Raw genomic sequence first — 25,184 nt, 5'->3', positions numbered from 1 at the left:
CCCGCGACGCCGAGCTGATCCGCCGGACAGACCCTAGGCGAGCAGGTCGCCCTCGATGACCGTGACCGCGCGGCCGCTCAGCAGCGTGCGGTCGCCGCGCAGCTCCGTGCGGACGCGGCCGGAGCGGGGCGAGGCCTGCAGTCCGGTGAGGACGGTGCGGCCGAGGCGCTCGGACCAGAAGGGGGCGAGGGCGGTGTGGGCGCTGCCGGTGACCGGGTCCTCGTCGATGCCGACGTTCGGGAAGAAGCAGCGGGAGACGAAGTCGTAGCCCCGGGACGGGTCCTCGGCGCGGGCGGTGGCGATGATGCCGCGCTCGGAGTAGGCGCTGAGCGCCTTGAGGTCCGGGTTGAGGGCGTGGACCGTCTTCTCGTCGGCGAGCTCGATCACCAGGTCGCCGATGTTCGGCCCGGTGTCGAAGGCGACGAGCGGCTCCGCTCCCAGCGCCTCGGCGACCCCGGCCGGCACCTCGACCGGCGTCAGCGGGGCGGTCGGGAAGTCCAGCGTGATGGAGCCGTCCTCCTGGGGCGTCGCGACGAGGACGCCGCTGCGGGTGGTGAACCGCACGGTGCCCTCGTGGGCGCCGGTGGTGCTCAGCACGTGCGCCGTGGCGAGCGTGGCATGGCCGCACATGTTGACCTCGGTCGCGGGCGTGAACCACCGCAGCGCCCAGTCCGCTTCCCCGCCCTCGGGCAACGGATGCGCGAACGCCGTCTCGGCGTGGTTCACCTCCAGAGCGATCTTCTGCAGCCGGTCGTCGTCGGGGAAGGCGTCGAGAAGGAGGACACCGGCGGGGTTGCCGGCGAAGGGACGGTCGGTGAAGGCGTCGACGATTCGGATTCGCATGATGTCGACGCTAGAGGCTGCGTCGAGACGACGACCAAGGCCAATTCAGGGCTGCTGGACCGATTTCGGGGCGGCTCGCACAGACGGCTCACGGTTCCCGCTCCAGCAGCCCCACCAGTGCTTCCACGGCGGCTGAGGCGTCCGGGGTGGTGAGCACGAGCACGGGAGCCGAAGTCCGCATGCGCAGCCCGCTCCGGACCCGGAAGACCGGGCTGCCGTCCGGGCCGCCCTTGTCGAAGGAGATGCTGCCCGGCAGCTCCCGGCAGTCGTCATCGGCATCGGGCTCCCAGAAGGGGAAGCCGTCCGCGAAGCACAGGTGGTTGTGGCTCGTCCAGGGACACCACCGGCGCAGCCCACTTGCGCCTGCGGCCCGCACCAGCTCCTCCTCGGCCGGGGGAACCCACGAATCCGTGCCGCGCACGTGAGCGTCCGCGGAGCGTGCTGTCTCCGTCAGACATTCCCACACGTCGGCGAGCGCCTCCGCCCGGCTTCGTCCGTTCATGCTGCGAGTCTGGACGATCCGGGGAACGCTGACACCCTGTACACGCAGGCGTTGGCAGTTCAGCCCCGTCCCAGGAGGCCGTCATGTCCCAGCCGTCCGTGCTCGTCGCTCTGTTGTCCGCGCTGCGGAGCGGGGCGATCGAAGTCGTCGATCTGACGTCGCCGTTGTCGGCATCGACGCCGGTGATCCAGTTGCCGCCCGAGTTCGGGCAGACCCAGGTGTTCGAGCTGGAGGAGATCAGCCGGTACGACGACCGGGGTCCGGCCTGGTACTGGAACAACTTCCGCAGCGGTGAGCACACCGGCACCCACTTCGACGCACCCGTCCACTGGGTCACCGGCAAGGACCTCGCCGATGTCGCCTCGGTGCCGGCGCAGCGCCTGATCGCCCCGGCGGCCGTACTGGACTTCTCCGACCAGGCCGCCAAGGACCCCGACTTCCTCGTCGAGGTCGACCACATCAAGGCCTGGGAGGCCGACAACGGGCCCCTGCCCGAAGGGGGTTGGCTGCTGCTGCGCACCGGCTGGGACACTCGCTCGCAGTCGCAGGAGGCCTTCCTCAACGCCGACGAGAACGGCCCGCACACCCCCGGCCTGTCGGCTGAGTGCGCCCGCTGGGTGGCCGAGGAGTCACCGGTGATCGGCCTCGGCACGGAGACGGTCGGCACGGACGCCGGACGGGCGCACTCCTTCGACCCCGCCTTCCCCTGCCACTCCTACCTCCTGGGCGCCGACAAGTACGGGCTGACCCAGCTGCAGAATCTCGGGGCCCTGCCCCCGACCGGCGCCGTCGTCATCGCCGGACCGCTGCCCATCGTCAGCGGCTCCGGCTCCCCGGCCCGCGTGCTCGCCCTGGTGGAGCGGTCGTGAAGGTCGCGGAGGCCGTCGGCCGGGCGCTGACCGCGGCCGGGGTCGACCACGTCTTCGGCGTCGTCGGCTCCGGCAACTTCCACCTCACCAACGCCATGGTGGCCGCGGGCGCACGCTTCGTCGCCGCCCGACATGAAGGCGGCGCGGCAACCATGGCCGACGCCTACGCCCGCACCAGCGGCACGGTGGCCGCGCTCAGCGTCCACCAGGGGCCCGGCCTGACCAACGCCGTCACCGGCATCACCGAGGCGGCCAAGAGCCGTACGCCGCTGCTCGTGCTGGCGGCCGAGGCGACCGCGCAGAGGTCCAACTTCCGTATCGACCAAGCGGTGTTGGCCCACTCCGTCGGCGCCGTCACCGCCCGCGTGACGACGGCGCACGACGCGGTCGAGCAGGCCCGCGCCGCACTGCAGCGGGCCCGGCACGAGCGGTGCACGGTGCTGCTGAACCTGCCGCTCGAGGTGCAGTCCCTCGACGTGCCCGACGGGGCCCTGCTGGACGCCCTGCCCATGCCCGTACGGGAACCGGTCGAGCCGTCCGGGGCCGCGGTGACGGAACTCGTACGAGCACTGGAAGGCGCCCGACGGCCGGTCTTCGTCGCCGGCCGGGGCGCACGCACCACCGGCAGCCGCGACGCGCTCACGGCCCTGGCCGAGCGGCACGGCGCGCTGCTGGCGACCTCGGCCGTGGCCCGCGGTCTCTTCCACGGCAACGACTGGTCGCTCGACGTCTCCGGCGGCTTCGCATCCCCCCACGCCACCGAACTGATCCAGGGCGCCGACCTGATCGTGGCCTGGGGCTGCGCCCTGAACATGTGGACCATGCGGCACGGCAGCCTGATCGGCCCCGACGCCACCGTCGTACAGGTCGACGACGACCCGGAGGCGCTCGGCGCGCACCGGCCGATCGCCCTGGGTGTCACCGGCGACGTGGAACGCACGGCCCTGCGGGCCCTGGCGGCGGGCGGCGAGCGGCACGAGGGGTACCGCACGCCCGGCACGGCCGCCGAGCTCGCCGCGCGCGTGCGCTGGCGGGACGTGCCGTACGAGGACGAGGGCACCCGGGAGCGGATCGACCCGCGGACGCTGAGCATCGCGCTGGACGGCATCCTGCCCGCCGAGCGGGTCGTCGGCGTCGACTCGGGCAACTTCATGGGTTACCCGAGCGCGTACCTGTCGGTGCCGGACCACAACGGGTTCTGCTTCACCCAGGCCTTCCAGTCGATCGGCCTGGGCCTTGCGACCACCATCGGCGCGGCACTCGCCCAGCCGGACCGGCTCCCGGTGGCCGCCCTCGGTGACGGCGGCGCGCTGATGAGCGCCGTGGAACTCGACACCGTGCGCCGGCTCGGGCTGCCGATGGTGGTCGTGGTCTACAACGACGAGGGGTACGGCGCCGAGGTGCACCACTTCGGCCCCGACGGCTTCGCCCTCGACACGGTCACCTTCCCGGAGACGGACATCGCCGCCGTGGCCCGCGGCTACGGCTTCGAGGCGGTGACGGTACGCACACCGGCCGACCTCAAGACCGTCGAGGACTGGGTCGCCGGACCACGGTCCGCACCCCTGCTCATCGACGCCAAGGTGACCCGCGACCACGGGTCCTGGTGGCTGGAGGAGGCGTTCCGCGGCCACTGAGGAGGGTGCCGTCGAAGACCGAGGAGGTACCGGCATGACGATTCAGCGGATGGACAACATCCTCATCGTTGTCGACGACCTTGACGCCGCCGTTGCGTTCTTCGTCGAACTCGGCATGGAGCTGGAGGGCAGGATGCCGATCGAGGAGCGTTGGGTGGACCGGGTCATCGGGCTCGACGACGCCCGACAGGACGTCGCGATGCTGAGCACGCCGGACGGCCACGGGAGGCTCGAGCTGACGAGGTTCCACACGCCGAAGGCGATCAGCGCCGAGCCGGCGAACGCACCGACGAACACGCTGGGCATCCGCCGCATCATGTTCGCCGTCGACGACATCCAGGACGTCCTTGCCCGCCTGCAGACCCACAGCGCCGAACTCGTCGGCGAGGTGACGCAGTTCGAGGACAGCTACCTGCTCTGTTACGTCCGCGGCCCCGAGGGCATCCTCGTCGGACTGGCCGAGGAGCTCGGCTGAGGACTGTCCTGCGCGGCGGTCACCGCCTGCAGCAGAGGCCAGCCGTCGACCTCCACCGCCCGCGCCTGCCCCGGCTGCCACCCGCGGGCCGACGCCGCGTCGAGCAGCGCTCGGACGGCGCCCGGTTCGTGCAGGTTCAGGGAGCCGCCGTGGACGTATCCCACGTCCCCGGAGCCCATGGGGAACCCGCCGGGGACATAGCGGCCCGGGCCCGCGGCGAAGACGATGCGCAGCGGACCGCCGGCGCCGGCCGGCTGCGGGTACAGCGTGAGGGTCTCGCGGCAGTCCGCGGACCGGCGGCCGTCCGCCGCGCGGTGGCTGTGACGAAGCGTCCACAGGTACACACGCCCGTCGGCGATCAGTCGGCGTGGTTTCCTCGGACGGCGGGGCACGGAGCCGAGGGTACGCGGTCCGATCCACAAGACCCCTCGGCGGTCGGATTTCTCCGGGGTCTTGCCATGCGATCGGTTCCGATATATCGTTGACGCATCGCGACAGATCAACGATGGAATGGAGTGATTGCGATGCGTTCCCATGGATTCGAACGTGGACACGGTGGACCCGGCCCTCGCGGCCGGGGTGGTTTCGAGGGCCGGCGCGGTGCCTTCGGTCCCTTCGGGCCGGGCGGGCCCGGTGGCGGTCCGGGTGGCCCGGGCTTCGGTTTCGGCGGACCCGGCTTCGGCCCGGGCCCCTGGGGCCCACGAGGGCGCGGCGGACCGCGAGGCAGGGCACGGCGAGGTGACGTACGCGCATCGATCCTGGCCCTGCTGAAGGACCGGCCGATGCACGGTTACGAGATGATCCAGGAGATCGCCGAGCGCAGCGGCGGGGCATGGAAGCCCAGCCCCGGCTCGGTGTACCCCACCCTCCAGCTGCTGGAGGACGAGGGCCTGATCGCCAGCGCGAGCGAGGGCGGCAAGAAGCTGTTCTCGCTCACCGAGGCCGGCCGCGCCGCGGCCGACGAGGGCCCGGACGCGCCCTGGGAGGAAGCCTCCCGTGGCATCGACTTCGAGGCGCTCGGTGAGATCCGCCAGGCCGGCTTCGGTCTGATGGAGGCCTTCGGCCAGGTCTGGAAGACCGGCAGCAAGGAGCAGCGCGAGAAGGCGCTGACCGTCATCAACGAAGCCCGCAAGAAGCTGTACCTGATCCTCGCCGACGAGGACTGAGGCCGGCAGGCCTGACGAGGCGCCCCGCACGGTATCCGTGCGGGGCGCCTCCGTGTGTCGTGGCTCAGGCCACCAGCCCGGCCAGCTTCCGCAGCGACTCGTTCAGCGCGGCCGTCGCCGAGTCCTTGAGCTTGCCCGCCATCAGGGACACCGCCGCGCCCGTGAACTCACTGTCGATGCGGACCGTCGTGGCGTCGCCGTCGGGGGTCAGCGTGTAGCGGTTGACCAGGCTCACCGCCATCGGACCCTTGCCCCGGGTGGCGAGCACCCGGGCCGGCTCCAGCTCGTCGATGGTCCACTCGACCTCGGCCGGAAAGCCCATGAGCTTCATGTTCTCCTGGTAGGTCCCGCCCACTTCGAGGCTCTCCGGACCGCCCTCGGGGAAGCTCGTGTGGGTCGCGTTCCACTCGCCGTACGCGGACCAATTGGTGAGCTGTGCCCAGACCTTCTCGGCGGGGGCCCCGATGCGGGCCTCCGCGCTGACTTCGGCCATGCGACCACCTCTTCGTGTCGGGCTACGGTGTCGCGGAACGTAGCCGCAGGGCCTGGAACATTCAATACTGATGAACCGTCAGAAAGTGTGAGCGTTCCGGTCGGGCGCCGCGGGCTCAGCCGACCCGTCGTATCACCGCGGCGTCGAAGAGGTCCCATGCGCGCGGGAAGGTGCTCTCGTCGTGGCAGTGCCAGGCGTCCCAGAACAGGTCGGCTGGCAGTGCGTCCTCCGGGGCGTACACCCGGTACACGTACTGCTTCCCGTCCACGGCCGGCAGGGCCACCAGCCAGCACCTGCTCTCCATCCACCTATGGGACGTGCGACGGGGCGCTGTGGTTGCGCGCGAGGCGTGCGGCAAGGCGGCGCGCGCCCCTGCGGGTAAAGCGGCTGGATCTCATCCGTAAGGAGGAGATTCCGGCCCGCCGAGTCCACTCTGTGTGGGACGCCGAAATGCTTCCCCTCGGGGATGACCGGCGGCGAAGGGGCTGATGGGGTAGGGGATGTGCAACCCCGTATCCCCCGGCAGCAGTCGGGCGAGCAGGCCGTCGGGCCGCGCCCGGACAACGATGCCAGGCTCAGTGACGAGCTGGCAGCGGTGGTCTCGGGTGCCCGCCGCCGGGCGGTGCGCGACGGGGACCGGCAGATCGACACGGCCCATCTGCTGCACTCGCTCCTGGAGTACGACCCCGAGGTGCGGGACGTCTTCGACGACGGCGCCGAGATCGCCCGGCTGCTCGGCTACCTCGTGCAGCGCAGCATCGGCTACGGCCTGCGCTGGCAGGGCTCCGTCGAGGACTCCGGCGCCGTACCCGTGGTGACGGAGACCGAGGGCCTCTCGCCGCTGGCCGCGGGCGCGATGGAGTACGCCTGTGAGTGCGCCGCCGCCCGCGGCCCCGAACCGGCCCGTGGCGTCGACCTCCTCGCGGCGATCGTCATGGACCCGCAGGCCCGCGCCGTCGAGGTGCTCGACCGCGCCGGCATCGAGGCGAGCGCGGTCCTCACCCGCATCGAGAGCGTGCTGGCGCGCTCGGGCCGGCCCGGCCGCTGAGCCGCGACCACCCCCGGCGTGCGTCCAGCCGTTGAGACAGGTGTCAACGAGGGTGACGCTCATGTCATCGCCTGTCATCATGTGCCGGTGCGTACCTCTGAGAGCAGTTCGGCCGGCAGCGGCAAGGGTGTCGGGCTCGGTCTGGCGCTCGTGTCCGCGGTCGCCTTCGGGGGATCCGGCGTCGCGGCCAAGCCGCTGATCGAGGCGGGACTCGATCCGCTCCACGTGGTGTGGCTGCGGGTGGCGGGCGCGGCCCTGGTGATGCTGCCGGTCGCCGTGCGCCACCGAGCGCTGGTGCGCCGCCGCCCCGCCCTGCTCGCCGGGTTCGGCCTGCTCGCGGTGGCCGGTGTGCAGGCCTGCTACTTCGCGGCGATCTCCCGCATCCCCGTCGGCGTCGCGCTGCTCGTCGAGTACCTCGCACCAGCCCTCGTGCTGGGCTGGGTGCGGTTCGTGCAGCGGCGGCCGGTGACACGCGCCGCCGCGCTCGGCGTGATCCTCGCGGTCGGCGGCCTCGCCTGCGTCGTCGAGGTCTGGTCGGGCCTGGGCTTCGACGCCGTCGGACTGCTCCTCGCGCTCGCCGCCGCCTGCTGCCAGGTCGGCTACTTCGTCCTGTCCGACCAGGGCAGCGACGCCGGTGACGACGCACCGGACCCGCTCGGCGTCATCGCCTACGGCCTGCTGATCGGCGCGGTGGTCCTGACCGCCGTCGCCCGCCCCTGGACCATGCACTGGTCCGTCCTGACCGGTACCGCGCACATGGACGGCAGGCCGGTCGCCGCCCTCGCCCTGCTGGCCTGGATCGTCCTGGTCGCCACGGTTCTCGCGTACGTCACCGGCGTACTGTCGGTGCGGCGGCTCTCGCCGCAGGTCGCGGGCGTCGTGGCCTGCCTCGAAGCGGTCATCGCGACCGTGCTGGCCTGGGTGCTGCTCGGCGAGCACCTCTCCGCGCCGCAGATCGCGGGCGGCGCCATCGTGCTGGTGGGCGCGTTCATCGCCCAGTCCTCGGCCCCTTCGAAGGCCTCCGGCGCACCGGTGGCGAGCGGCGACGCCCACGCGGAAAGTGAGTTGCCGGCCCGCGAAACCGCGGCCTAGTCTCCGGTTCGTGCATTCGATCACTCACGTCATCGTCTCTCCGCCCGCCGCCTGAGGCGGGCCTCCGAGAACCGCGCCCGGCATCCCTCTCCGGCCTCCGCCGAGGGCGATTCCACCCGGGCGCTGAGTCGGCGTCGCCCGCAGACGAAGTCCGAGGGCCTTCCGCGCGTCCGCGCGAGGTCCGTTCCCTGACTTCCGCGCGGCCGCCGCCTGCCGGCCGCTGCCGCGCGCCTGCGGAGAGAACATCGTGTCGAATGCTGCTTCCGGCCTGCCCGTCGGGCGAGGTCTTGGCTGTCTCATCATCGCCGGTGCCGTCTGGGGCACCGCGGGCGCGGCCGCGTCGCTGATCCACCGGACCAGCGACATGGGCCCCGTCGCCCTGTCCTTCTGGCGCTGCGCGGCCGGGCTCGTCCTGCTGACCGCCGTCCGCGCCCTGCGCCGGCCGGTCTCCTCGGCCCCACGGCAACCGCTCGGCCGGCGAGCCGCGCGGGCCACCGCCACCGGGCTGGGGCTGGCCGTCTTCCAGGCCGCCTATTTCGCCGCCGTCTCGGCCACGGGGCTCGCCGTGGCCACCGTCGTCACCCTGGGCACCGGTCCCGTCCTCGTCGCCCTCGCCGCACGCCTGACCATGGGGGAGCGGCTCGGGCGCGGTGGTGCCGTGGCGGTCGCCGGGGTGCTCCTCGGGCTCGGTGTCGTCACGCTCGGTGGCGCGGGCGCGACGGTACGGCCGTGGGGCGTGCTGCTGGCGGTGGTCTCCGCCGGCGGCCAGTGCGCCATGACGCTGCTGGCCCGTCGGCGTGGGCGGCAGGGCCGTGCCGATGCCTCGGCGGCGGCCGTGGACACGTTCGCGGGAGCGTCCCTGTGGCTGCTGCCGCTCGCGCTCGCCGGAGGACTGCTGCCGCAGATCGCCCGCCCGACCCTGTTCCTGCTGCTGTTCGCCTACCTCGCGGCCGTACCCACGGCCCTGGCGTACACGCTCTACTTCGCCGGCGCGGCCGTCGTACGGTCGGCCACCGTGGCCGTGATCATGCTCCTCGAGCCGGTCGGCGCAACCGTCCTCGGGTTCGCGCTGCTGGGCGAACGCCTGACGGCGACGACCCTGACCGGCATCGCGCTGATGCTCACCTCGGTCGCAGGCCTCGCGTCGGCCGAGGCTCGGGGTGCGACACCGGAGCCGGTGCACGGCTGAACCGGAGAGGGGCCCTTGGCCCGGGCCCCTCTCTCACGCCCCGCGCCTGCGCAGCAGATGCTCACGCGCGGCCGTATCGCGCGGCCCGCCCCGCGCCGTCAGCCCGGCCGCGACACGCTCCCACACCTCGGGCTTGCGGCCCGCGTACTTGAACTTCGCCCGTACGTCGACGACTTCGAGCCGCAGCCCACGAATGCCCGGCAGCATCCGGCCGTACGGCACCTCGCCCACCGCCACCCGGGCGGAGCCGCCGGCGGGCTGGAAGTGGCCGACCTGGCGGTTGAGGAGTGCGGCCTTCTCGGCCGGGTCGTCCACGACATGGGCCCGGCAACGGAGTTGGACGGCCGCGTAGAAACTCGTCGGAGTGCCGTGCTCGGGCGGGGTGTCCGGCGGGGCCTGCCAGGGGCCGGGGACGTACACGTAGTCGTCGACCACGCTCAGCAGCACGTCCGGGTCGGCCTCCAGCGCCGGCCACAGCGGGTTGGGCCGGGCGAGATGGGTGACGACCTCGCCGCGCTCGGCGTCGTAGGCGAAGTGCAGCGGCTGGACGTACGGCGGCTCGCCCGGCAGGCCGTTGACGGCGAGCTGTCCGAAGTCGTGCGTGCCGAGCCACTGCTGCCACTCGGTGTCGTCGCGGGCGGCGTCCCAGGGGTGGATCAGCATCACGGCACCGCCAGGTAGTCGGGCAGCGCGATGCCGGGGGACAGGTCGGCGTCGGGGAGCGGGACTTCGTAGCCCTTGCGCAGCGGGACGACGCCGGCCCAGTGCGGGAGGGCGAGGTCCTCGGGCTCGTCGTTCACGCCGCCCGTGCGGAGCTTGGCGGAGACCTCGTCCAGGTCGAGGCGGATCACGGCGGTCGCGGCCAGCTCCTTCTTGTTCGCCGGCCGGGAGTCGGCCGCCCGGCCCGGCACCACGTGGTCGACCAGCGCGTCCAGCGCCACCCGCTTCTCCTCCGGGTCGGTCACGTCGTACGCGATGCCGTGCACGACGACGGACCGGTAGTTGATCGAGTGGTGGAAGGCCGACCGCGCCAGGATGAGCGCGTCGACATGCGTGACCGTCAGACACACCGGCAGCCCCGGGTCGGCCTTGCCCGTCATCCGCAGCGGCCGCGACCCCGTCGAACCGTGCACATAGAGCCGCTCGCCGACCCGGCCGTAGAGCGTGGGCAGCACCACCGGCGCCCCGTCGCGCATGAAACCGAGATGGCAGACGTAGCCCTCGTCGAGTATCGAGTGCACCAGCTCCTTGTCGTACGACGCGCGGTCCGCGGAACGCGTGGGGACGGTGCGGTCGGTCGGCGTGTAGGCGGCGGGCTGCGACGTCGGCTGCTGCTGGGTCCCCTGCATCGCGATCTCCATTGCGTTTCATATTGCACTAGTGCATAATGTGCTTTGTGCTAGGAGGATATCGGATCGAGGGGCGACGCGCAGCAGAGATTGCGGCGAGCGTCGAGCGTGCGGTGGGGTCCGGCGAGCTGGAGCCGGGTCAACTGCTTCCGCCCATGCGGGAGTTGGCCGTGGAGTTGGGTGTGAATCCCAATACGGTGGCGTCCGCGTACCGGATCCTGCGGGAGCGCGGGGTCATCGAGACGGCCGGGCGCCGGGGCAGCCGGGTGCGGCCCAAGCCGGCCACCACGGGGCGCGAGTACGCCGGGATGCACCTGCCCGAGGGGGTCCGCGACGTGGCGAACGGCAACCCGGATCCGGCCCTGCTGCCGTCGCTGGCGAAGGCGTTCGCGGCGGCGGGCGAGCAGGCCGACCGCGAGCCGGTGCTGTACGGGGGCGCGGCCGTGGAGCCGGACTTGGCGCGCATCGCCCGCGCGGCACTGGACGCGGACGGAGTGCCGGACGGACCCCTGACCGTCTCCTCCGGCTCGCTGGACGCCGTCGAGCGCGTGCTGGCGGCGCATCTCAAGCCCGGGGACACCGTGGCCGTGGAGGACCCCGGCTGGGGCAGCCTGCTCGACCTGGTCCCGGCGCTGGGCCTGCGCACGGCTCCGGTGGGTGTCGACGACGAGGGCCCGCTGCCCGCCGACGTAAGGCGGGCCATCGAGTCGGGCGCACGCGCCCTGATCGTCACGGACCGCGCCCAGAACCCGACCGGCGCCGCGGTGACCGCCACGCGCGCGCGTGCCCTGCGCGCCGTGCTCCGCGAGCACCCGGAGACCCTCCTGATCGAGGACGACCACGGCCACGGCATCGTCGACCTCCCCCTGCACCCCCTGGCCGGCGTCACCCACCACTGGTCCTTCGTCCGCTCGGTGGCCAAGGCCTACGGCCCCGACCTGCGCCTCGCGGTACTCACCGGCGACGGCGTCACGGTCGACCGGGTGCGGGGCCGCCACCGCCTGGGCCCCGGCTGGGTCAGCCGCATCACCCAACGGGCGGTGGTGCGCCTGTGGACCGACGACGCCCTGGACGCGAGAGCGGTGGCAACGGCGTACCGCAATCGCCGGGACCTGCTGATCGCCGCGCTGGCGGAGCGAAGGGTCGAGTCCCACGGCCGCAGCGGGCTGAACGTCTGGATCCCCGTGCCCGACGAGACGGCCGCGGTGGCTCGCCTGCTCCACGCAGGCTGGGCGGTGGCACCGGGCGCGCGCTTCAGGATGAGCGCCCCGTCGGGCATCCGCATCACGGTCGCGACCCTCGGGCCGGAGGAGATCGGTCCGCTGGCGGACGCGGTGGCCAAGGCCGTGGAGCCGTCGTCGGCGCGGAACTATGTATAGCCGTGTACGGGGGTGTCGGAGCGGTCGATCGGCTCAGCCGGTCTTCGGCCGGACCTGAGTGAGTGCCGCCCCCACCAGTACGATCAGTGCCCCGACCGGCGTCGACCAGCTCAGCGACTCCCCAAGGACCGCTACCCCCGCGGCAGTTGCGATGACCGGGATGAAGTACGTGACCATCTGGGCCGTCGTCGGCCCGACTTCGGCGACCAGCCCGTACTGGATCAGCACGGCCAGCCCGGTACCGAGCGCACCCAGCGCTGCGATCGCGAGCAGTGGGACGAGGGGGACGCGCGTCGGAAGCGTGGTGAACAGTGGGGTGACGACGGCCAGTTGCACCGTGGCGAGCAGCAACTGCGCCCCCGTCATGGAGAGGTTCGAGTGACTGGACCCGGCCAGCGTCCGACGGACGTAGATCCACCCGATGGGATAGCTCAGGGAAGCCAGCAGCGCCATCGCCGTGCCCGTGGCGTCCAGGCCGTGGAAGCCCTGCCATGCCCCGAGGACCGTCAGCACGCCGAGGAAGCCGATCCCCAGGCCGGCGACCCGCACCCGCGTCGGCCGGTCCTCGGACAGGGCGACCAGGGACAGAGCCATGCCCCACAGCGGTGACGTCGCGTTGCAGATACCCGCCAATGTGGAGGGGATCGTCAGCTCCGAGTACGCGAACAGCGAGAACGGCAATGCGTTGAGAAGAAACGCGGCGACAGCCAAATGCCCCCACGTCCGCACCCCCCGAGGCAACCGCTCCCTTTTGACCGCCATCGCCAGCGCGAGCACCGCCGTTCCGAACACCAGCCGCCCGAGCGTGACCTGGAACGGCGCGTACCCCTCCGTACCGACCTTGATGAGGAGAAAGCTGAAGCCCCAGATCAGGGACAGCCCGCCGAAGCGCAGACGCCAGTCGAGGGCGGGACGGCGGGCGGCGGAGGAGGACCGGGCGGGGGTCCGTGGCGCGGTGGCGGTGCTCATGGTCGCAACCATGCGACACAGAAACCTCGTAGCACAATCGAGTTTTTGCACCCGGTACCTCGTAGTATTGCTTACATGTTGAACCTGGAGCGCCTGCGCACCCTCGACGCCCTCGCCCGGCACGGCTCGGTGAGCGGCGCGGCCGAGGGGCTGCATGTCACGACGTCGGCCGTATCGCAGCAGATGTCCAAGCTGGAGCGCGAGGTCGGCCAGCAGCTGCTCGCCAAGAACGGGCGGGGTGTGCGCCTCACGGACGCCGGCCGGCTGCTGGCCGAGCACGCGGCGCGCATCCTGTCGCAGGTCGCGCTCGCCCAGTCCGACCTGGAGGCGCATCGGGGTCAGGTGGTCGGCGAGCTCAGACTGGCGGCGTTCCCGACGGCGGCGCGCGGACTGTTCCCGGCCGCGCTGTCGGCGCTGCGCTCGGCGCATCCGGGGCTGCGTGTCACCTCGCGGGAGACGGAGCCCGAGCCCGCCGTCCTCGCCGTGGTCCGCGGCGACTTCGACCTCGCCGTGGTCCTCGACTGGTACAACCGGCCGCTGCCGATGCCCGACGGGCTCGTCAAGGCCGTCATCCTCGACGACACGGCGGATGTGGCGATGCCCGCGGCGCACCGCCTCGCGGACCGGGAAGAGGTGGACCTCGAGGACTTCGCCGACGACGACTGGATCACCTGGGGCGAGAACGAGTTCTGCCACGAGTGGCTGATCCACACCCTGCGCTCCAAGGGCATCGAACCGCGCGTCGCCCACCGCGCCGAGGAACACCCCACCCAACTCGCCCTGGTCGGCGCCGGGTTGGGCGTCTGCGTGGCACCGCGGCTCGGGCGCGGGCCGGTGCCGGAGGGTGTACGGACCGTACCGGTGCGGCAGTCCGTGCAGCGCCAGATCTATGCCGTCTGGCGCACGGACGCCGACCGCCGCCCGTCGATCCGGGCGGCGGTGGAGGCACTCCAGGACGCGGGGCGGAAGATCGGCTGACCCAACAGGCCTATGCGGGCCCGAGTTTGCGGAAGTCCCAGGACACGATCTTGTCCGGCGTCAGCCGCACCCAGGCGTGCCGGCCGTCGTGCGGCATCTCCTCCAGGTTGAAGTTCTTGCGGGCGAACAGGGTCTCCGGGACGTCGAGTTCGGCGCACAGCTCCCCGGTGCGCGGGAACTCGCCCACGAACTCCACGGCTCCGGACAGCTCGACGCCGCGCAGCTCGTCGTACTCCTCGCCGGTGTCGACCACGATCGCGACCCGCGGATCGCGGCGCAGATCGGTCCAGCGCTTGCTGCGCACGACGGAGTACAGCCACATCGACGTGCCGTCCCAGGCGAACCACAGCGTGCTGACGTGCGGCGCGCCGCCCGCGGACACGGTGGCCACCCGGCAGGTGCGCTGGGTGGCGAGGAACTCGTCCAGCTCACCGGGTGTCATCATGATCTTCCGGCCCCGGCGTTGAGTGACGGTCATGCGGCCCCCTCTTTCTCTCACGTCGTGTCAGAGGAACTCCCGTGATCCTCTGACATCACGTCAGAAAAGAATGGGTCGTCTTCCGTCCTCGCGCAATGGTGGCTACTCTCGCCCGCTCCGGACCACCGCCGACGAGGGGGAACCGTGCCGTCGTACGAACAGCTCAGCGAGCTCCTCGACCCGGCGACCACCGTGCTGCTCACCGTCGAGTGCCAGCAGGGGGTCGTCGGCCCGGACGGCGCGCTGCCCGAACTCGCCCGCGCGGCACGCTCCTCGGGGGCCCTCGCCAACATCGCCCGGCTGGTGGCCGCCGCGCACGAGACCGGAATCCAGGTCGTCCACGCCATCGCCGAACGCCGTCCGGACGGCCGCGGCGCCAACCGCAACGCCCGCCTCTTCCGCGCCGCCGAACGGCTGCCCGTCCAGCAGCTGTCCGGCACCACGGCGGTCCGCGTGGCGGCCCCGATCGAGGTCGCCGAGGAGGACTTCGTCGTACGACGCCTGCACGGGCTGTCCCCGATCCAGGGCACCGACGTCGACGCCCTGTTGCGCAACCTCGGCTGCCGCACACTGATCGTGACCGGGGTCTCGGCCAACGTGGCGGTCCCGAACACCGTCTTCGACGCGGTCAACCGCGGCTACACCGCCGTCGTCCCGAGCGACGCCATCGCGGGGGTGCCCGCCGACTACACCCCCGCGATGATCCGCCACACCCTCGCATTGGTCGCCACGGTCGCGACCACGGACGAGGTGCTGGGCTGCTTCAAGCGGCCTCGGCGTACGGGCGTCACGCCAGGGTGATCGAGTCCCCGCTCACGGTGATCTGCTCGGCGGGCAGCGCCTGGGTCGCGGGACCCTTCTTCACGCTGCCGTCCTCCACCGAGAACTCGCTCTTGTGGCACGGACAGACGATGACGCCGTTGGAGATCTCGCTCACCGCACAGCCCTGGTGCGTGCACTTCGACGAGAACGCCTTGTAGGTGCCCGCCTTCGGCTGGGTGACCACCACGCCCTGGTCCTTGAAGATCTTGCCGCCGCCCTCCGGGATGTCGGCGGTCTTGGCGAGGGCGGTGCCGCCGCCCGAGCCGGACGAGGCGCTGCTGCTCGCGCCGGAGTCACCGCCGCTCGCGTCCGCGCCGGCCTGGGTGTCGGAGGACGAGCCGGAGGAGGAGTCGTCCGACGATCCGCACGCGGTCAGCGCGACGGCGAGACCCGCCGCGCCGACCGCCGTCACGACGGTACGGCGGGCCGGTGCCCCGGTGGGCTGAAGCGATTCGCTGGTCATGCTGACGTTCCCTTCCATGGCATGTTTCGCAGATCTGTACACGGGTACGGGCGCCGGTCGCCCGTTGTTCAGACGGTGTCGAGATCTTGACTCGCTCAAGCCGAGAGGTGGGTAAAGGCACGCTGTCGCTTTGCTGTCGGTATCGGCGCACCGCTGCCCCCGGGGCGCCGCCTGCACCCGCCAACACCCCAGTAACCTGGGGCGATGCTCAAGGAAGTCATCGCGACCCGCTACATCACGCCCCTGCGTGAGGGCGGCTCGCTGCCTGGACTCGTCGAAGCAGACGATTTCGGGACGTACGTCATGAAGTTCACCGGCGCGGGACAGGGCCGCAAGACGCTGGTCGCCGAGGTCGTCTGCGGGGAACTCGCCCGCCGGCTCGGCTTCCGGGTGCCCCGGCTGGTGACGATCGACCTGGACCCGGTGCTGGGGCTCGGCGAACCCGAGCAGCAGGTCCAGGAGCTCCTGCGGTCCAGCGGCGGCACCAACCTCGGCATGGACTTCCTCTCCGGCGCCCTCGGCTTCGACCCGCTCGCCTTCGCGGTCGGCCCCGAGGAGGCCGGGCACATCCTCTGGTTCGACGCACTGGTCAACAACGTCGACCGCTCCTGGCGCAACCCCAACCTGCTGATGCACCGCGGCGACCTGTGGCTCATCGACCACGGCGCCACCATGATCTGGCACCACAACTGGCCCGGCGCCGAGGCCTCGGCGGCCCGTCCCTACGACGCCTCCGACCACGCGCTGGCCCGTTTCGCCCCCGATCTCGCGGGCGCCGCCGCCGAGTTGGCCCCCCGTGTCACCGAGGACCTCCTCGCCGAGGTCACCGCCGAGATCCCGGACTCCTGGCTGGCCGACGAACCCGGCTTCGACACCCCGGACGACCTGCGGCGGGCCTACGCACGGCCGCTGCTGGCCCGGGGCGCCGTCGTCCACGAGCGCATCACCGGAATCGCCGCCGAGGAGGGCAAGTGAGCGAGCGCCACATCCACATGGCCGGCAGTGTGGTCGAACGCCACATCATCAAGGGCAGCGAGGCGAACGAACGGGACGTCTACGAGTACGCCCTCCTGCGCGTCGTGCCGCGCGTGGAGCGCGGCGAGTGCATCAACGCCGGTGTCCTGGTCTACTGCCGCGCCAAGGCCTACGTCGGCGCCCGCACCCACCTCGACGAGGCGCGGCTGCTGGCCCTCGACCCGGACGCGGACGTGGCCGGCATCCGGGCCGCCCTCGGGGCCGTGGAGCGCGTCTGCGGCGGAGGAGACGCGGCGGGGCAGGCCGCGGGCGACGACGCCGGGCGGCGCTTCCGGTGGCTGATCGCGCCCCGCTCCACGGTCGTCCGGCCCGGACCGGTGCACACCGGCCTCACCGCCGATCCGGCGGCCGAGACGGAGCGGTTGCTCGACCTGCTGGTGAGGTAATGGATCACACCCGCGCCGTGTGCCGTTGACACCGAGTGCCAGGCCTTCTAGCGTCACGTGTGCCGAAGGTACTAAGCGGTCGCTCACCTGGCGGACGCAACACCGGACGGACGGCTTTCCAAGACGTCGCACGGACGTACCTTCAAAGCGGGCGTACTTTCTCGAGGGCGAGGAGAAGCAGCAATGTCCACCACTGAGCAGCGGGTCGCCGTGGTCACCGGCGGAGCGCGCGGCATCGGTGCCGCCACCGCCGTACGACTGGCGGCCGAGGGTCGCGCGGTAGCCGTGATCGACCTCGACGAGGCCGCCTGCAAGGAGACCGTGGAGAAGATCACCGCGGCCGGCGGCAAGGCCCTCGCGGTCGGTGCCGACGTCTCCGACGAGGCGCAGGTCGAGGCCGCGATCGCGCGCGTCGCCGAGGAGCTGGGCGCGCCGACGATCCTGGTCAACAACGCGGGCGTGCTGCGCGACAACCTGCTGTTCAAGATGAGCGTCTCCGACTGGGACACCGTCATGAACGTCCATCTGCGCGGCGCCTTCCTGATGTCCAAGGCCGTCCAGAAGCACATGGTCGACGCCGGCTTCGGCCGCATCGTCAACCTGTCCTCCTCCTCGGCGCTCGGCAACCGCGGCCAGGTCAACTACTCGGCCGCCAAGGCCGGTCTGCAGGGCTTCACCAAGACCCTCGCCAAGGAGCTCGGCAAGTTCGGCATCACCGCCAACGCCGTCGCCCCGGGCTTCATCGCCACCGACATGACCGCCGCCACCGCCGCGCGCGTGGGCATGGGCTTCGAGGACTTCAAGGCCGCGGCCGCCACCCAGATCCCCGTCGCCCGCGTCGGCGAGCCGGACGACATCGCCAACGCCATCGCCTTCTTCACGGGCGAGGCGGCCGGGTTCGTCTCCGGCCAGGTGCTGTACGTCGCCGGCGGACCGCTCGACTAGGAGATCATCCACTCATGACTGAACTGCCCGCACTCTCCGGCAAGGTCGCCATCGTCACGGGCGCCAGCCGCGGCATCGGCTACGGCGTCGCCGAGGCGCTGATCGCCCGCGGCGACCGTGTGGTCATCACCGGCCGAGGCGAGGACGCCCTCAAGGAGGCCGTCGAGAAGCTCGGCGCCGAGCGCGTCATCGGCGTCGCCGGCAAGGCGCACGACCTGGACCACCAGACCGAGGTCGTCGAGCGCGCCATGGAGGCCTTCGGCCGCGTCGACCACCTGGTCAACAACGCCGGCACCAACCCGGTGTTCGGCCCGATCGCCGACCTCGACCTGAACGTGGCCCGCAAGGTCTTCGAGACCAACGTGATCTCCGCGCTCGGCTTCGCCCAGAAGACCTGGCACGCCTGGCAGAAGGACAACGGCGGCACCATCGTCAACATCGCCTCCGTCGCGGGCATCGCGCCCTCGCCCTTCATCGCCGCGTACGGCGTCAGCAAGGCCGCGATGATCAACCTGACCCAGCAGCTTGCGCACGAGTTCGCGCCCAAGGTGCGGGTCAACGCGATCGCACCGGCCGTGGTGAAGACCCAGTTCGCCAAGGCCCTGTACGAGGGACGGGAGGAGGAGGCGGCCGCCGCCTACCCGCTCGCCCGGCTCGGCGTGCCCTCCGACATCGGCGGCGCCACCGCGTTCCTCACCTCCGAGCAGTCCGCCTGGGTCACCGGCCAGACGCTCGTCGTCGACGGCGGGATCTTCCTGAACGCCGGCGTCGGCTGACGCACCGGGCTGTACATGCCCATGACACGGGTGCCGCTGGACACAAGCGGCACCCGTGTCCACGTACAGGAACATCACATTCCTCTGACAACGTCGTCATGAACGCGCTGATCAAGAACGCCGTGCCGAAGCAGGTGGAGTTGGCGGAATGCTGCGGTATGGTCTGCCGACCCTTGGTACGGCAGATCGAGGAGCGAGCGCGTGTTCAACCGGAAGCGACGCCTGCGGCAGGTGGCGGCCATCGCGTCCATATCGTCCCTGGTGGCCGGATGCGGCGTGCTCTCGTCGGACTCCTCCGACGACGAAGGGGCGATCACCGTCGGGACGACCAGTGCCCCCAGCACACTGGATCCGGCCGCGTCCTGGGACCAGTCCTGGGAACTGTTCCGCAACATTTACCAGACGCTCCTCAGTTACCCCTCCGGCGCGACCACTCCGCAGCCCGACGCGGCCGACAACTGCCGCTTCACCGACAGTTCGAACAGAACGTACAGATGCGAACTGCGCTCCGGCCTGAAGTTCTCCGACGGGCACACACTGGACGCCAAGGCGGTCAAGTACTCGATCGACCGCATCAGGAAAATCAATCTCAACGGCGGCCCCGCAGGCCTGCTCGGCAGCCTCGACCGGGTCCAGGCACTCGGTGACAAGGAAGTCGTCTTCCATCTCAACAAGCCGGACGCCACCTTCCCGTTCGTCCTCGCGACGCCCGCGATGTCCATCGTCGACCCCGCGGAGTACCCGGCGAACTCCCTGCGCAAGGACTCCGAGGTCGACGGCTCCGGGCCGTACACCCTCGACTCGTACACCGAAGGCAAGGAGGCCGTGCTCGTCAAGAACGGCAACTACCAGGGCTACGCCGACCGCAAGAACAGCGCAGTGACGATCCGCTACTTCCAGGACTCGTCCACCATGGTCACGGCTCTGAAGGCCAAGAAGCTCGACGTCGCCTTCCGCGGCCTCAACGCCGACGACATCGTCGACCTCCAGAAGCACGACGCGGGCGGCAACCTCCAACTCGTCGAGGGCTCCGGCATCGAGATCAACTACCTGGTGTTCAACCCGAAGGACTCCTGGGCCGGCAAGGCCGCCGTCCGCAAGGCCATCGCCCAGGTCATCGACCGCGGCGCGATCGCGCACAAGGTCTACAAGGACACCGTCGAGCCGCTGTACTCCATGGTCCCGAAGGGACTGACCGGGCACACCACCGACTTCTTCGACGACTTCGGCAGCCCCAGCACCTCCAAGGCCCGCAAGATCCTCACCGAGGCCGGCATCACCCAGCGCGTCCCGCTCACCCTCTGGTACACCACCGACCGCTACGGCTCCTCCACCAAGATCGAGTTCGCGGAGATCAAGCGCCAGCTGGAGGACTCCGGCCTCTTCACGATCACCCTCAAGAGCCGCCCCTGGAAGACGTATGTGAAGGGCTACCAGGACGGCGAGTACCCGGTGTTCGGACGCGGCTGGTTCCCGGACTTCCCGGACCCCGACAACTTCATCGCGCCGTTCGTCGGCAACCAGAACGCGCTCGGCACGCCGTACCCGGCGCCCGAGATCACCGGCGTGCTGCTGCCGCGCTCCCGCAGCGAGAGCGACCGCGCCAATGTGGTCTCGGACTTCGAGGAGGCCCAGCAGATCCTCGTGAGGGACGCGCGGCTGCTGCCGCTGTGGCAGGGCAAGCAGTTCGTGGCCGCCAGCGACGAGATCTCCGGCGCGGAGCGGGCGCTCGACCCGTCGACGATCATGATGATGTGGGAGCTGTACCGCAAGACCAGCTGGTAGGCGGCGGAGTTCGGGGAGTCGGGGCCGTTGTCAGTGGTCGCCTGTAGGTTCTGAGACCTGAAGCGACCGCACGACATAAGGACGTTGACGTGACCGACACCGCCATGCTGCCCGAGTCCTGGCGCGGGGTTCTGGGCGACGAACTGCAGCAGCCCTACTTCAAGGAGCTGACGGAGTTCGTCGAGGAGGAGCGGGCGGCCGGTCCCGTCTACCCTCCGCGCGAGGAGGTCTTCGCCGCCCTGGACGCAACGGCGTACGACAAGGTGAAGGTCCTGATCCTCGGCCAGGACCCGTACCACGGCGAGGGCCAGGGCCATGGTCTGTGCTTCTCCGTCCGCCCGGGCGTCAAGATCCCCCCGTCCCTGCGCAACATCTACAAGGAGATGCACGAGGAGCTGGGCACCCCCATCCCGGACAACGGCTATCTGCTGCCCTGGGCCCAGCAGGGCGTCCTGCTGCTCAACGCGGTGCTCACGGTCCGCTCCGGCGAGGCCAACTCGCACAAGGGCAAGGGCTGGGAGAAGTTCACCGACGCGGTGATCCGCGCGGTGGCCGACCGCCCCGACCCGGCGGTCTTCGTACTGTGGGGCAACTACGCCCAGAAGAAGCTCCCGCTGATCGACGAGACCCGGCACGTCGTGGTCAAGGGCGCGCATCCCTCACCGCTGTCCGCGAAGAAGTTCTTCGGCTCCCGCCCGTTCACGCAGATCAACGAGGCGGTCGCGGCGCAGGGCCACGAGCCGATCGACTGGACCGTCCCGAACCTGGGCTGACCGGCCGCCCCGGGCCGGTTTCCCGCCGGCCCGGCACGGTGCCGCCTGACCGGGATTGCGGGCGGCTGCGGCTAGCGTCGAGGGCACAGCCGACGAGCGGGCGGAGGACGCGGTGGCCAAAGGACAGGAGCAGGCGGCGCCGGATGCCGTGATGACGCGGATCGGGCAGGTCGTCATCCTGCACCACGCGGGCGACCGCGAGGAGGCCCGGCACCGCTTCCTCCAGCTGTGGTCGGAGATCGGCGAGGACGGCGACCCCCTGCACCGCTGCACCCTGGCTCACTACATGGCCGACGCCCAGGACGACCCCGCGGACGAACTGGCCTGGGATCTAAGGGCGTTGACGGCCGCCGAGGAACTCACCGACGACCGCCTTGCCGCCCACGAAGGAGCGCTCGCGGTACGCGCCCTGTACCCCTCGCTGCACCTGAACCTCGCGGCCGACTACGTGAAGCTCGGCCGCAGCGGGGCCGCCCGCACCCATCTGCGTCGGGCCCGCGGAGCCGCACAGGCACTCGCGGACGATCCCTACGGGGACGGGGTGCGGGCGGCCATCCACCGGCTGGAACTGCGGTTGGGGGAGGACGGAGCCTCCGGCGAGGGGGTGTGGGGGCCACCGCGGCAGCGGCCGTAGGACGGCTGCGTTCGGGTGGCCGGGCGGAGGTCGGTATCAACGCCCGTACGTCTGCTCGCAGATGACCGCCTCCGGGCTGTCCGCCCGCCAGCCCCCGTACTGCCTGCCCAGGGCGCACACGTCCGCGGTCTTGGGAACCGACCCCTTGGGGAGCGACCTGGACACCTCGGGGATCTTGGCGTGCGGATGCGGGTGCGAGGGATGCGCCGCTGGCTGTCTGCGCGGTCCGTGCGGTCGGCTCGGTCGGCCCGGCCGGTCGGACGAAGGCGCAGTGGCCGCCGGGCGATGCGGCTCCGGTGTATCGGACCGAGCCTGCCCGGACGGTTCGATCATCTCCAGTGCCTCACGGGCCGGCGCCTGCACGACCCGTGGCTCCGCGCTGCCGTCCGGGCGCGGCGCCGATTCCCGGGACGGTGCCGCCGTCGGCGGGCCGGGCGCGGGCGGGCGCTGGACGGTCACACAGCCGGAGAGGGCCGAGACGGCCACGGTGACCAGGAGCGTTGCGGTGGTCGTCGTTCGATGCACCCGCGCAACGATGTCGGGTCCGGTGGGCCGACGGACGGCGGACAGGCGGAGGTTGGCCCGCACGGGTGATCTCGCACCCCGTACGGAGGGTGCGGGCGCGGCAGGCTGACGTCAGTCGCCCGTGGCGCCGTCGATGCGCTCGCGGATCAGGTCGGCGTGGCCGTTGTGCCGGGCGTACTCCTCGATCATGTGGGTGTAGATCCAGCGCAGGTTGAACTGCTCGCCGGTGCGCCGGCTCTTGCCCTCGGAGGTGTCGTCCAGGCCGAAGCGGGCCGCGTTGCGCCGGGCGAGCTCGATCTCGGCCTGCCAGGTGGCGTACGCCTCCGCCCAGGTGTCCGCCTCGGTGAGGTGGAACTCGCCGTCCGGGTCCTCCTCGGTGAAGTAGATCGGGCCCGCGTCCTCGTTCGCGAGGACCTTGCGGAACCAGCCCCGCTCGCACTCCGCCAGATGCCGCACCAGCCCCATCAGGGACAGCGAGGACGGCTCCACGGAGGCGGTTCTGAGCTGGGCGTCGGTCAGCCCCTCGCACTTGAGCGCCAGGGTCTGCCGGTGGTAGTCCAGCCAGCCCTCCAGCATGGTGCGTTCGTCGGCGTCGGTCGCGGGTTCACGGCGTTCGATGGTCATCCACGCATCCTGACCCACCCCGCCCGGATCCACCACGCGATTTCAGCCGCCCAGCATCCCCTGCAGCAACTCCCGCAGCCCCGCGCGTACTTCGTCCAGGCTCGGCACCTCCGCATTGAAGGAGCCGGCCACGCAGGAGAACATCAGCCCGTCCGCCCAGGCCACCAGCGACAGCACGTGCCGGGCCGGGTCCTTCGAGCCCATTGCCCTGACCATGCCGCCCAGCTGGTCGCGGAAGCGGGCGCCGGTCGCGTCGAAGTAGGCGCGCAGCTCGGGGCGGCGGGTCGCCTCCAGGGCGAGTTCGTAGCGGGCGAGGGTCAGTTCGCGGTTGCGGGTCAGGGCGCGGTGCGTGGCGAGGGCCAGCGCGTCGACGAGGGAGGGGAGCCCGGCCGCCGGGTCCGGCATCTCGTCCAGGGCCAGCACGCGCGCCTCGCGCTCGGCCAGCCGCCGCACCGCCAGCTCCAGCAGCGCCTGCCGGGTCCGCGCCACGTTCGAGGTGGAGCCCTGCGACAGCGCGGCCGCCTCGTCGACGGCCCGGTGCGTCAGCCCGCGCATCCCGCGCTCGGCGAGCAGAGCGAGGGCGGTGTCGGCGACGAGGTCGGGGCGGGAGGTGGCGGGGGTGTCTGGGGGCGTGTCTGCGGGGGTGGAGGTCGACATGGAGGTCAACCTACCGGGTGTACTACGGCTGTAGTACGGTGGAGGCCGTGTGGCACTACAGGTGTAGTTATCCATTCGTGCAGCGGACCCGAGGAAGTGCTATGTCACATACCACCGGCCGAGCCGTCGTGATCGGCGGCGGAATCGGCGGCCTGACCGCAGCCGCAGCCCTCCACCAGCGCGGCCTGCACGTCACCGTCCTGGAGCGCGCGGCCTCCCTGGAGCCGGTCGGCGCCGCCATCTCCCTCGCCCCGAACTCCCTGCGCGCCCTGGACGTCATCGGGCTCGGCGACGAGATCCGCGACCTGGCCGCCTGGCAGGGCGACGGCGGTCTGCGCACCCCCGGCGGGCGCTGGCTCTCCCGCTCCAGTGCCGACGCCGCCGCCGAGCGCTTCGGCGGCCCCCTCGTCCTGCTCCACCGATCGACCCTCGTCACCAGCCTCGCGGCCCTGCTCCCGCCGGACACCGTCCGCACCGCCGCGCCGGCGACCCTCGCCGACCCGGGCGACGCCGACCGACCGGCCCGGGTGAGCACGCCCCACGGCGAGCTGGAGGCCGACCTCGTCGTGGCGGCGGACGGCATCCACTCCGCCGTACGCCGGTCGCTGTTCCCGGAGCACCCCGGGGCCGTCTACTCCGGGTTCACCACGTGGCGGGTCGTGATCCCGGTGCCCGGCGCCGAGTTCGCCTCGCACGAGACGTGGGGGAGGGGCCGTATCTGGGGCACGCACCCGCTCAAGGACGGGCGGATCTACGCCTACGCCGCCGCCCTCGCGCCGGCCGGCGAGCGCGCGCCCGACGACGAGCGGGCCGAACTGCTGCGCCGCTACGGCGACTGGCACCACCCGATCCCCGCCGTCCTCGCCGCCGCCCGCCCCGAGGACGTCCTGCGCCACGACGTCCACCACCTCGCCCGGCCGCTGCCCGCCTTCCACCGCGGCCGGGTCGCCCTGCTCGGCGACGCCGCGCACGCCATGCCGCCGATGCTCGGGCAGGGCGGCAACCAGGCGATCGAGGACGCGGTCGTGCTCGCCGCCCACCGCGACGACCTCGCCGCGTACACGACGGCCCGCCTTCCCCGTACGACCGCCGTCGCGCGCCAGTCCGTGAAGGTGGCCCGCATGAACCTGATGAGCAACCGCGCCGCCATCGCCGTACGCAACACCGCAATTGCCGCACTGTCCAAGGCGGGACCCGCGCTCCTGCTGCGCAGCTTCGACTCGATCGCCGACTGGCGGCCGCCGCAGCAGCCGTATGCTTCCGGCAGGACCCCGGCAGGCAACCGTTAGAGG

31 protein-coding genes are annotated in these 25,184 nt (G+C 71.6%); 18 read left to right on the top strand and 13 right to left on the bottom strand.

Features of this window, described 5'->3' with window-relative positions; translation table 11 throughout:
• Nucleotides 1-33 precede the first annotated feature (33 nt).
• Nucleotides 34-843 carry a PhzF family phenazine biosynthesis protein gene (locus tag ABZ880_RS04960; RefSeq protein ID WP_361256949.1) on the bottom strand — a complete coding sequence of 270 codons (810 nt, stop codon included), beginning with the start codon at nt 841-843 and terminating at the stop codon, nt 34-36.
• Between the two features lie 88 nt (nt 844-931).
• Nucleotides 932-1,345 carry a hypothetical protein gene (locus ABZ880_RS04955; RefSeq protein WP_361256946.1) on the bottom strand — a complete coding sequence of 138 codons (414 nt, stop codon included), beginning with the start codon at nt 1,343-1,345 and terminating at the stop codon, nt 932-934.
• 83 nt (nt 1,346-1,428) lie between these two features.
• On the opposite strand from ABZ880_RS04955, the gene ABZ880_RS04950 reads away from it, so the two are divergent.
• From ABZ880_RS04950 to ABZ880_RS04940, 3 genes are read left to right on the top strand one after another with little or no spacing between them, the layout of a single operon-like run.
• Nucleotides 1,429-2,214, top strand: coding sequence for a cyclase family protein (locus ABZ880_RS04950; protein WP_361256943.1), 786 nt, complete (start codon nt 1,429-1,431; stop codon nt 2,212-2,214).
• On the top strand, nt 2,211-3,851 hold the full coding sequence (locus tag ABZ880_RS04945; protein ID WP_361256940.1) for a thiamine pyrophosphate-binding protein: 1,641 nt from the start codon (nt 2,211-2,213) through the stop codon (nt 3,849-3,851). The genes ABZ880_RS04950 and ABZ880_RS04945 overlap by 4 nt, the downstream gene beginning before the upstream one ends.
• A gap of 34 nt (nt 3,852-3,885) precedes the next feature.
• A complete protein-coding gene (locus tag ABZ880_RS04940; RefSeq protein WP_361256937.1) occupies nt 3,886-4,326 on the top strand; it encodes a VOC family protein in 441 nt (146 codons plus the stop codon).
• Here ABZ880_RS04940 and ABZ880_RS04935 read toward each other — a convergent pair.
• Nucleotides 4,272-4,718: a hypothetical protein gene (locus ABZ880_RS04935; RefSeq protein ID WP_361256934.1), complete on the bottom strand. Its 447-nt coding sequence runs from the start codon at nt 4,716-4,718 to the stop codon at nt 4,272-4,274. The two genes, ABZ880_RS04940 and ABZ880_RS04935, sit on opposite strands and share 55 nt — an antisense overlap.
• Nucleotides 4,719-4,850: 132 nt before the next feature.
• Between ABZ880_RS04935 and ABZ880_RS04930 the strand changes: the two genes are divergently transcribed.
• Nucleotides 4,851-5,492, top strand: a complete 642-nt coding sequence (locus ABZ880_RS04930; RefSeq protein WP_361256931.1) for a PadR family transcriptional regulator — start codon at nt 4,851-4,853, stop codon at nt 5,490-5,492.
• A 64-nt stretch (nt 5,493-5,556) separates the two neighbouring features.
• On the opposite strand, the gene ABZ880_RS04925 is transcribed toward ABZ880_RS04930, so the two are convergent.
• Complete coding sequence (locus ABZ880_RS04925) at nt 5,557-5,985, bottom strand: SRPBCC family protein (RefSeq protein ID WP_361256928.1); 429 nt, start codon at nt 5,983-5,985, stop codon at nt 5,557-5,559.
• A gap of 115 nt (nt 5,986-6,100) precedes the next feature.
• A complete protein-coding gene (locus ABZ880_RS04920) occupies nt 6,101-6,289 on the bottom strand; it encodes a hypothetical protein (RefSeq protein ID WP_361256925.1) in 189 nt (62 codons plus the stop codon).
• Between the two features lie 198 nt (nt 6,290-6,487).
• On the opposite strand from ABZ880_RS04920, the gene ABZ880_RS04915 reads away from it, so the two are divergent.
• The 3 genes from ABZ880_RS04915 to ABZ880_RS04905 all read left to right on the top strand — a co-directional run bounded on the left by ABZ880_RS04915 (nt 6,488) and on the right by ABZ880_RS04905 (nt 9,314).
• Nucleotides 6,488-7,033, top strand: coding sequence for a Clp protease N-terminal domain-containing protein (locus tag ABZ880_RS04915; RefSeq protein WP_361256922.1), 546 nt, complete (start codon nt 6,488-6,490; stop codon nt 7,031-7,033).
• An 81-nt stretch (nt 7,034-7,114) separates the two neighbouring features.
• Nucleotides 7,115-8,125, top strand: a complete 1,011-nt coding sequence (locus ABZ880_RS04910; protein ID WP_361257110.1) for an EamA family transporter — start codon at nt 7,115-7,117, stop codon at nt 8,123-8,125.
• 247 nt (nt 8,126-8,372) lie between these two features.
• Complete coding sequence (locus ABZ880_RS04905; RefSeq protein ID WP_361256919.1) at nt 8,373-9,314, top strand: DMT family transporter; 942 nt, start codon at nt 8,373-8,375, stop codon at nt 9,312-9,314.
• 33 nt (nt 9,315-9,347) lie between these two features.
• Here the strand turns inward: ABZ880_RS04905 and ABZ880_RS04900 are convergent, their stop codons facing one another.
• Nucleotides 9,348-9,977, bottom strand: coding sequence for an FMN-binding negative transcriptional regulator (locus tag ABZ880_RS04900; RefSeq protein WP_361256916.1), 630 nt, complete (start codon nt 9,975-9,977; stop codon nt 9,348-9,350).
• Nucleotides 9,977-10,663 (bottom strand): pyridoxamine 5'-phosphate oxidase family protein, encoded by a 687-nt coding sequence (locus ABZ880_RS04895; RefSeq protein WP_361256913.1) that lies wholly within the window; start codon nt 10,661-10,663, stop codon nt 9,977-9,979. Before ABZ880_RS04895 ends, ABZ880_RS04900 begins: the two co-directional genes overlap by 1 nt.
• 47 nt (nt 10,664-10,710) lie before the next feature.
• Between ABZ880_RS04895 and ABZ880_RS04890 the strand changes: the two genes are divergently transcribed.
• Complete coding sequence (locus tag ABZ880_RS04890) at nt 10,711-12,042, top strand: aminotransferase class I/II-fold pyridoxal phosphate-dependent enzyme (protein ID WP_361256910.1); 1,332 nt, start codon at nt 10,711-10,713, stop codon at nt 12,040-12,042.
• 33 nt (nt 12,043-12,075) lie between these two features.
• Here ABZ880_RS04890 and ABZ880_RS04885 read toward each other — a convergent pair whose 3' ends face one another.
• Nucleotides 12,076-13,011, bottom strand: a complete 936-nt coding sequence (locus ABZ880_RS04885) for a DMT family transporter (RefSeq protein WP_361256907.1) — start codon at nt 13,009-13,011, stop codon at nt 12,076-12,078.
• A 75-nt stretch (nt 13,012-13,086) separates the two neighbouring features.
• On the opposite strand from ABZ880_RS04885, the gene ABZ880_RS04880 reads away from it, so the two are divergent.
• The gene (locus ABZ880_RS04880) at nt 13,087-13,989 is read left to right on the top strand and encodes a LysR family transcriptional regulator (protein ID WP_361256904.1); all 903 of its coding nucleotides are present in this window, start codon (nt 13,087-13,089) and stop codon (nt 13,987-13,989) included.
• 10 nt (nt 13,990-13,999) lie between these two features.
• On the opposite strand, the gene ABZ880_RS04875 is transcribed toward ABZ880_RS04880, so the two are convergent.
• Nucleotides 14,000-14,467: a pyridoxamine 5'-phosphate oxidase family protein gene (locus ABZ880_RS04875; protein ID WP_361256901.1), complete on the bottom strand. Its 468-nt coding sequence runs from the start codon at nt 14,465-14,467 to the stop codon at nt 14,000-14,002.
• 144 nt (nt 14,468-14,611) lie between these two features.
• Here ABZ880_RS04875 and ABZ880_RS04870 point away from each other — a divergent pair, with 144 nt between their 5' ends.
• On the top strand, nt 14,612-15,268 hold the full coding sequence (locus ABZ880_RS04870; RefSeq protein ID WP_361256898.1) for a cysteine hydrolase: 657 nt from the start codon (nt 14,612-14,614) through the stop codon (nt 15,266-15,268).
• On the opposite strand, the gene ABZ880_RS04865 is transcribed toward ABZ880_RS04870, so the two are convergent.
• The gene (locus tag ABZ880_RS04865; protein ID WP_361256895.1) at nt 15,255-15,752 is read right to left on the bottom strand and encodes a Rieske (2Fe-2S) protein; all 498 of its coding nucleotides are present in this window, start codon (nt 15,750-15,752) and stop codon (nt 15,255-15,257) included. The genes ABZ880_RS04870 and ABZ880_RS04865 overlap by 14 nt on opposite strands.
• Nucleotides 15,753-15,956: 204 nt before the next feature.
• Between ABZ880_RS04865 and ABZ880_RS04860 the strand changes: the two genes are divergently transcribed.
• From ABZ880_RS04860 to ABZ880_RS04830, 7 genes are all read left to right on the top strand, one after another.
• Nucleotides 15,957-16,727 (top strand): HipA family kinase, encoded by a 771-nt coding sequence (locus ABZ880_RS04860; protein WP_361256892.1) that lies wholly within the window; start codon nt 15,957-15,959, stop codon nt 16,725-16,727.
• Entirely contained in the window at nt 16,724-17,173 is a 450-nt protein-coding gene (locus ABZ880_RS04855; protein WP_361256889.1) for a DUF3037 domain-containing protein, read from the top strand. Before ABZ880_RS04860 ends, ABZ880_RS04855 begins: the two co-directional genes overlap by 4 nt.
• A 183-nt stretch (nt 17,174-17,356) precedes the next feature.
• A complete protein-coding gene (fabG, locus tag ABZ880_RS04850; RefSeq protein ID WP_361256886.1) occupies nt 17,357-18,118 on the top strand; it encodes a 3-oxoacyl-ACP reductase FabG in 762 nt (253 codons plus the stop codon).
• Nucleotides 18,119-18,132: 14 nt separating this feature from the next.
• Nucleotides 18,133-18,894 (top strand): SDR family oxidoreductase, encoded by a 762-nt coding sequence (locus ABZ880_RS04845; protein WP_361256884.1) that lies wholly within the window; start codon nt 18,133-18,135, stop codon nt 18,892-18,894.
• A 201-nt stretch (nt 18,895-19,095) separates the two neighbouring features.
• Nucleotides 19,096-20,679: an ABC transporter substrate-binding protein gene (locus ABZ880_RS04840; protein WP_361256881.1), complete on the top strand. Its 1,584-nt coding sequence runs from the start codon at nt 19,096-19,098 to the stop codon at nt 20,677-20,679.
• Between the two features lie 89 nt (nt 20,680-20,768).
• Nucleotides 20,769-21,452, top strand: a complete 684-nt coding sequence (ung, locus tag ABZ880_RS04835) for a uracil-DNA glycosylase (protein WP_361256878.1) — start codon at nt 20,769-20,771, stop codon at nt 21,450-21,452.
• Nucleotides 21,453-21,564: 112 nt separating this feature from the next.
• A complete protein-coding gene (locus tag ABZ880_RS04830) occupies nt 21,565-22,086 on the top strand; it encodes a hypothetical protein (protein WP_361256876.1) in 522 nt (173 codons plus the stop codon).
• 36 nt (nt 22,087-22,122) lie between these two features.
• On the opposite strand, the gene ABZ880_RS04825 is transcribed toward ABZ880_RS04830, so the two are convergent.
• The 3 genes from ABZ880_RS04825 to ABZ880_RS04815 all read right to left on the bottom strand — a co-directional run bounded on the left by ABZ880_RS04825 (nt 22,123) and on the right by ABZ880_RS04815 (nt 23,892).
• Entirely contained in the window at nt 22,123-22,251 is a 129-nt protein-coding gene (locus tag ABZ880_RS04825) for a hypothetical protein (protein WP_361256873.1), read from the bottom strand.
• 471 nt (nt 22,252-22,722) lie between these two features.
• Nucleotides 22,723-23,235 carry a DinB family protein gene (locus tag ABZ880_RS04820; RefSeq protein WP_361256870.1) on the bottom strand — a complete coding sequence of 171 codons (513 nt, stop codon included), beginning with the start codon at nt 23,233-23,235 and terminating at the stop codon, nt 22,723-22,725.
• A 42-nt stretch (nt 23,236-23,277) separates the two neighbouring features.
• A complete protein-coding gene (locus ABZ880_RS04815) occupies nt 23,278-23,892 on the bottom strand; it encodes a TetR/AcrR family transcriptional regulator (protein ID WP_361256867.1) in 615 nt (204 codons plus the stop codon).
• A gap of 101 nt (nt 23,893-23,993) precedes the next feature.
• Between ABZ880_RS04815 and ABZ880_RS04810 the strand changes: the two genes are divergently transcribed.
• Complete coding sequence (locus tag ABZ880_RS04810) at nt 23,994-25,181, top strand: FAD-dependent monooxygenase (protein WP_361256865.1); 1,188 nt, start codon at nt 23,994-23,996, stop codon at nt 25,179-25,181.
• Nucleotides 25,182-25,184 lie beyond the last annotated feature (3 nt).

Source organism: Streptomyces sp. NPDC047043 (assembly GCF_040644055.1).
Taxonomy (GTDB): domain Bacteria; phylum Actinomycetota; class Actinomycetes; order Streptomycetales; family Streptomycetaceae; genus Streptomyces.
This window is presented reverse-complemented; position numbering and strand designations above follow the sequence as displayed.